This is a genomic window from Enterococcus sp. 12F9_DIV0723, from assembly GCF_002174375.1.
In the GTDB taxonomy this organism is placed as follows: domain Bacteria; phylum Bacillota; class Bacilli; order Lactobacillales; family Enterococcaceae; genus Enterococcus_A; species Enterococcus_A gilvus.
In genome coordinates, this window is the sequence record NZ_NIBK01000001.1 from 1476609 (window position 1) to 1482527 (window position 5919).

Below are 5919 nucleotides of genomic sequence, written 5' to 3' on the forward strand. Positions count from 1 at the left end.
TAAAACCAAATATCACGGTAACTAAATAAGGAAACATAGTTTTTTAAAGTAGGAGTAACTGCCTAGAAGCAGTTTAATACCAAAAATAGAATGGGAGGAAATGGAGTGGATTACATTGCAATAGATATCGGCGCTTCTAGCGGTCGCCTAATCCATGCGAATTTTAATGGACTCGGCGGTTTCAAATTAGAAGAGCTTCATCGTTTTAAAAATGGGTTTCAAGATCAAGCAGGCACAGATAGATGGAATTTGACTAATTTGGTTACTGAAATTTTGAAAGGGCTGGAAAAAGTCAAAAAAGCTGGAATCAACGAATGCTTCGTAGGTATTGACACATGGGGCGTTGACTATGGTCTCGTTGACGCTAAAGGGAATATTTTAGGAGATCCGGTCAGTTATAGAGATGATCGCACTAAGAATGTCATTGTAGATTTTGATAAAGAAATGCCATTATCTGAACTTTATAAAAAGACAGGCATACAACTGCAACCGTTTAATACAGTCTTTCAGTTGTTTGTTGAAGAACAAGAGAAATTAGCCGATGCCGCACAACTGATGCTCATGCCCGATTTTCTCGGGTATATCTTTACCGGCAAAGCGGTGACAGAAAAAACTAACGCCTCCACAATGCAATTATTGAATCTAAAAACTCGTGAATGGGATAAAAATATTCTAAATGTTGTGGGGATAGAGAATACGCTTTTCCCCCCAATTGCTGAACCAGGTCAAATCTTAGGAGAGCTACAAGCGGATAAATTTACGGAATACGAGTTACCTACTGCAACCTTTATTACGATAGCCTCTCACGATACTGCTTCTGCGGTCGTAGGAACACCAGCGAGAGGAGATGAATGGGCATATATTAGCTCAGGAACGTGGTCGTTGATGGGAGTTGAGATTCCTGAAGGGATATCAACTGAAAAAGCCTTTGCTTCAAACTTTACTAATGAGTGGGGAGTGCAAGGAACCATCCGTTTCTTGAAGAACATTATGGGTATGTGGTTGATTCAAGAGGTCGCTCGTATGCAAGATTATCGTTATAGTTTCCCAGAATTAGCAGAATTAGCTGCGAAGGAAAAACCGTTCCAACAATTTGTGAATGTTAACGACAGCCGCTTTTTGAATCCTGACAATATGATTGAAGAACTACAAGCTTATTGTCGCGAAACCGAACAAAAAATTCCAGTAACTCCTGGTGAATTGGCTCGTTGCATTTACGACAATTTAGCGCTGTGCTACGCCGTTGAATTAGAAAATTTAGCTGAGATATCTGGTCGTAAAATCAGTAAACTTCATATTGTCGGCGGTGGGTCAAACAATAAATTCTTGAATCAGCTGACGGCCGACGCCTGCAACATTGAGGTAGAAGCGGGGCCAGGAGAAGCAACTGCAATAGGGAATTTGATGGTTCAAATGATTGCAACCAACGGCTATGGTACGTTGGAACAGGCCCGTGAAGATATTCGCAATTCGGTGGAATTAGAAATGTATTATCCGCATCATTCTGCAGATATTTCAGCAGCAATATATAAGAGGGAGATTTTAAAATGTCAGATGTAAAAAAACGTTATGAAGATGCTAAAGAAAAATATGCAAGTATCGGTGTGGATACAGACGCAGTATTAGAGAAATTATCAAATGTAAAAATTTCAATGCATTGCTGGCAAGGCGATGACGTGAAGGGTTTCTTAACACCAGATGGCGAATTAACAGGTGGGATTATGGCGACGGGAAACTACCCTGGCGCTGCGCACACACCAGATCAATTACGTCAAGATTTGGAGAAAGCTTATTCATTAATCCCTGGTAAACACAAATTGAACCTCCATGCGATTTACCTAGATACAGATGAGATTGTTGATTTAAATGAAATTGAACCAAAACATTTTGAAAAATGGGTAGAATGGGCTAAAGAGCAAGGTGTAGGTCTTGATTTTAATCCAACCTTCTTCTCTCATCCAATGATGAAAGATGGAATGACATTGGCTCATCCTGACAAAGAAGTTCGTGATTACTGGATCGAACACGGTAAACGCGCTCGTAAAATCGCTGAATACATGGGGAAAGAAATTGGTCAAATCTGTATTGATAACTTCTGGATGCCAGATGGCATGAAAGATAACCCAATCGATCGCTTCTCACCTCGTAAACGGATGATGGAGTCGTTGGATGAAATCTTTTCTGAAGAAATTAATGAAGAATATACACAAGATGCAGTTGAATCTAAATTATTCGGTATAGGAGCAGAAGCGTATACAGTCGGTTCTCATGAGTTTTACATGGGTTATGGCTTAACGCGCGATAAATTAATCTGTCTAGATGCTGGTCACTTTCATCCAACTGAAGTTATCTCAAATAAACTTTCTTCATTGGCACTGTTCTCTAAAGGAATTATGTTACACGTTTCTCGACCCGTTCGTTGGGATTCTGACCATGTAGTAATCATGGATGATGAATTACAAGAAATTGGTAAAGAATTGGTTCGCAATGACTTATTAGGCAAAACGAACATTGGTTTAGACTTCTTTGATGCAACAATTAACCGGATTGCAGCTTGGGTCATTGGTACACGTAATACACAAAAATCATTGCTTAAAGCTATGTTAGAACCAATTGCTGAATTAAAAGAAGCAGAACAAGAATTCGATTTTACTAAACGTTTGGCTTACACTGAAGAATTAAAAGACTTCCCTTATGCAGACGTATGGAACTACTTCTGTGAAATCAATAATGCACCAGTGGGTATGGAGTGGTATGAAGAAGTAATGCAATATGAAAAAGATGTGCAGTTGAAACGCTAATATCAGTAGCCAGTCAAAGCATAAAGTAGCTGCTTATATGCTTGACTTGTTCAGTTGAGATCTACAAGTCAATATATTTGTTGACCTAAATAAGGAAAAGAGGAACTTATTGTGAAAAAACTTGATATTTTAATCGCACCATTTGTACAAAAAATGATTGAAGCGACTACTAATATGTATCGACTTGGTTGGGACGAACGAAATGGCGGAAATATCAGCTACTTGTTAACAGAAGAAGAGATTTTACCGTTTGTGGATCCTATGAAAGTGGTAAGAGAATTGCCTATTAAATTTGATGCCCAAAAATTAGCAGGAAGATATTTCTTAGTTACTGGTTCAGGTAAGTATTTTAAAAATGTAGTGGTTGCACCCGCAGAAAATATCGGTTTAATTCGAGTGGCTGATGATGGACAAAAAATCCAATTACTATGGGGCTTAACTCATGAAGCAGTACCAACTTCTGAACTACCTAGTCACTTCATGAGTCATATTGCTCGTCTTGAAGTAGATCCGGAAAACAGAATCGTAATGCATTGCCATGCGACACATTTATTAGCAATGACCTTTAGTCATGACTTAGATGAACGAGAATTCACTCGGACATTATGGCAGATGTGTACTGAATGTTTGGTGGTTTTCCCAGAAGGAGTTTCTGTAATTCCATGGTTGATTCCAGGGTCAAATGAAATCGGTGAAGCAACTTCCGAAAAAATGATAGAAACGCGGTTGGTTGTCTGGCCGCAACATGGTATTTATGGTGCAGGAAAAGACATGGATGAAACGTTTGGATTGATTGAAACGGCTGAAAAAGCGGCCCAAGTCTATACTTACGTGATGGCTCAAGGTGGGATCAAACAAACCTTGGAAGACGAAAATTTGAAAAAATTGGCTGATGCTTTTGGTGTTACTCCGAAGGCTGGCTATTTAAACGTTTAACGGGATGTTTTTATGATTAAAAAAGCGGTTCGAATGAAACTATATCCTGGTTTTGAAGATGAATATAAAAAACGTCATGATGAATTGTGGCCTGAGATGCACCAAATATTAAAAGAGCATGGTGGCGATGTTTACTATATTTTCTTGGATCCAGAAACCAATTACCTATATGGCTATATGGAAATTCAAGATGAAGAACTATGGGCTAAAACGTCTGATACTGAAGTTAACCGAAAATGGTGGGATTACATGGCGGATATCATGGAAACGAATCCGGACAATTCTCCCGTTAGTGTTGATTTGATCCAAGTCTTTGAATTGAAATAGCAGATAGAGACTTCTACGAAACCGAATTTTAAAAAGATGGTTGCTGGGGAGATTTATTGTCAAGATGAAGAGCTGTTACAGATTCGTCTTGACACTCGTGATCTACTCTATGATTTTAATCATATCCATCCTCGTAAAATGACTGAACGCAAAAAATGTTCAAGCAAACCGACGAGGAATTATTTGTGGAACAGCCGTTTCATTGTGATTATGGAGTGAATATTACAGTAGGAGAAAATTTCTTAGCAAACAATAATTGTACACTATCAGATGTTGCACCAATCACGATTGGTAATGATGTACTCATTGCCCCAAATGTTGGAATTTACACTGGAGGTCATGCTTTAGATCCTGTGTTACGCCGACAACATAGAGCCGAGTTTGACGTACCTGTTGTAGTGGGTGACAACGTCTGGATTGGAGCGAATTCTTCGATTTTACCAGGGGTGACGATTGGTGATAATGTAGTGGTTGGTGCCGGTAGTGTCGTTAGTAAAGATATACCAGCTAATTCACTAGCGGTGGGGAATCCGTGCAAAGTGATTCGCGAATTTAATGAGCGAGATCGTGTCTATTATTTCAAAGAGTTAAAATAACCCACAGAATAATTAGACAGGCAATCATAAAAAATAGCGTTACGCTATTTTTGTCAATTGATTTGTTAAAAAACAACAAAGGAGTTTTTAATAATGGCAAATAGAATGATTTTAAACGAAACATCGTATCATGGTAAAGGGGCGATTGAAGCGATACCGACAGAAGTAAAAGCACGCGGCTTTAAAAAAATCGTTGTAGTTACTGACAAAGATTTAATCAAATTTGAGGTAGCGACTAAGGTTACAAAATTATTGGATGAAGCGAGAGTTGATTATGTTGTTTATGATGGTATCGTACCTAATCCAACAATTGAAAATGTGAAAGACGGCGTCGCGTTTGTTAAAGCAGCGGACGCAGATGTGATCATTGCAATCGGTGGCGGCTCACCAATCGATACCGCAAAAGCGATCGGGATTATTGTAGCTAATCCAGAATTTTCCGATGTCATCAGTCTAGAGGGTGTAGCGGACACTAAAAATTCTAGTTTACCGATTTTAGCGGTCCCAACAACTTCTGGAACAGCGGCTGAAGTGACCATCAACTACGTAATCACTGATAAAGCCAATTTGCGCAAATTTGTTTGTGTCGATCCTCATGATATTCCATTAGTAGCCTTTATCGATAGTGATATGATGATGGGAATGCCAAAGGGCCTTTGTGCGTCAACGGGAATGGATGCAATGACGCATGCAATTGAAGGTTTAATCACTAAAGGTGCCTGGGAAATGAGTGATATGTTACATTTGAAGGCAATCGAAATCATTGGCCGCAGCTTACGTTCTTCTGTAGCTGGAGAACCAAAAGATCGAGAAGAAATGGCCTTGGGTCAATACATTGCTGGCATGGGCTTCTCAAATGTCGGGTTAGGCTTGGTTCATGGCATGGCTCACCCATTATCGGCCTGGTATAACATCCCTCATGGGGTTGCTTGTGCCGCATTATTGCCGACAATCATGAAATATAATAAAGATTACACAGGCGAAAAATACCGGGAAATTGCTAAAGTTTTAAAACTTGATGATGCCGACACATTGTCGATTGAAGAAGTTCGAGATGTTGCTTGTGTCGCGATTGATCAACTATCAAAAGATGTTGGAATTCCAGCAACGATTTCTGAATTAGGGGTGAAGGCTGAAGACCTGCCAAAAATTGCTGAAGATGCGTTTAAGGATGTTTGTACACCGGGTAATCCCTGTCTCTTATACACATCTAGATGTGTATAAGAATAGAATGAGGTGCAAAAAGGAAGTGTCGGTTA

At 39.4% G+C, this 5919-nt stretch carries 7 protein-coding genes; all 7 read left to right on the forward strand.

Annotated elements, in window-relative coordinates:
* The first annotated feature begins 105 nt into the window (after positions 1-105).
* The 7 genes from rhaB (at position 106) to fucO (ending at position 5884) form a co-directional block, all read left to right on the forward strand.
* A complete protein-coding gene (gene rhaB / locus A5868_RS07015; protein WP_087654118.1) occupies positions 106-1560 on the forward strand; it encodes a rhamnulokinase in 1455 nt (484 codons plus the stop codon).
* The gene (gene rhaA / locus A5868_RS07020) at positions 1548-2801 is read left to right on the forward strand and encodes an L-rhamnose isomerase (RefSeq protein ID WP_086304120.1); all 1254 of its coding nucleotides are present in this window, start codon (positions 1548-1550) and stop codon (positions 2799-2801) included. The genes rhaB and rhaA overlap by 13 nt, the downstream gene beginning before the upstream one ends.
* 111 nt (positions 2802-2912) lie before the next feature.
* Positions 2913-3737 carry a rhamnulose-1-phosphate aldolase gene (gene rhaD, locus A5868_RS07025; protein WP_086304118.1) on the forward strand — a complete coding sequence of 275 codons (825 nt, stop codon included), beginning with the start codon at positions 2913-2915 and terminating at the stop codon, positions 3735-3737.
* Between the two features lie 12 nt (positions 3738-3749).
* Entirely contained in the window at positions 3750-4064 is a 315-nt protein-coding gene (gene rhaM / locus A5868_RS07030) for an L-rhamnose mutarotase (RefSeq protein WP_086304116.1), read from the forward strand.
* 36 nt (positions 4065-4100) lie between these two features.
* A complete protein-coding gene (locus A5868_RS19340) occupies positions 4101-4283 on the forward strand; it encodes a maltose acetyltransferase domain-containing protein (RefSeq protein WP_254908304.1) in 183 nt (60 codons plus the stop codon).
* Positions 4250-4660, forward strand: a complete 411-nt coding sequence (locus A5868_RS07035) for a sugar O-acetyltransferase (protein ID WP_254908303.1) — start codon at positions 4250-4252, stop codon at positions 4658-4660. Before A5868_RS19340 ends, A5868_RS07035 begins: the two co-directional genes overlap by 34 nt.
* Before the next feature lie 93 nt (positions 4661-4753).
* The gene (gene fucO / locus A5868_RS07040) at positions 4754-5884 is read left to right on the forward strand and encodes a lactaldehyde reductase (protein ID WP_087654119.1); all 1131 of its coding nucleotides are present in this window, start codon (positions 4754-4756) and stop codon (positions 5882-5884) included.
* The last annotated feature ends 35 nt before the right edge of the window (positions 5885-5919 follow it).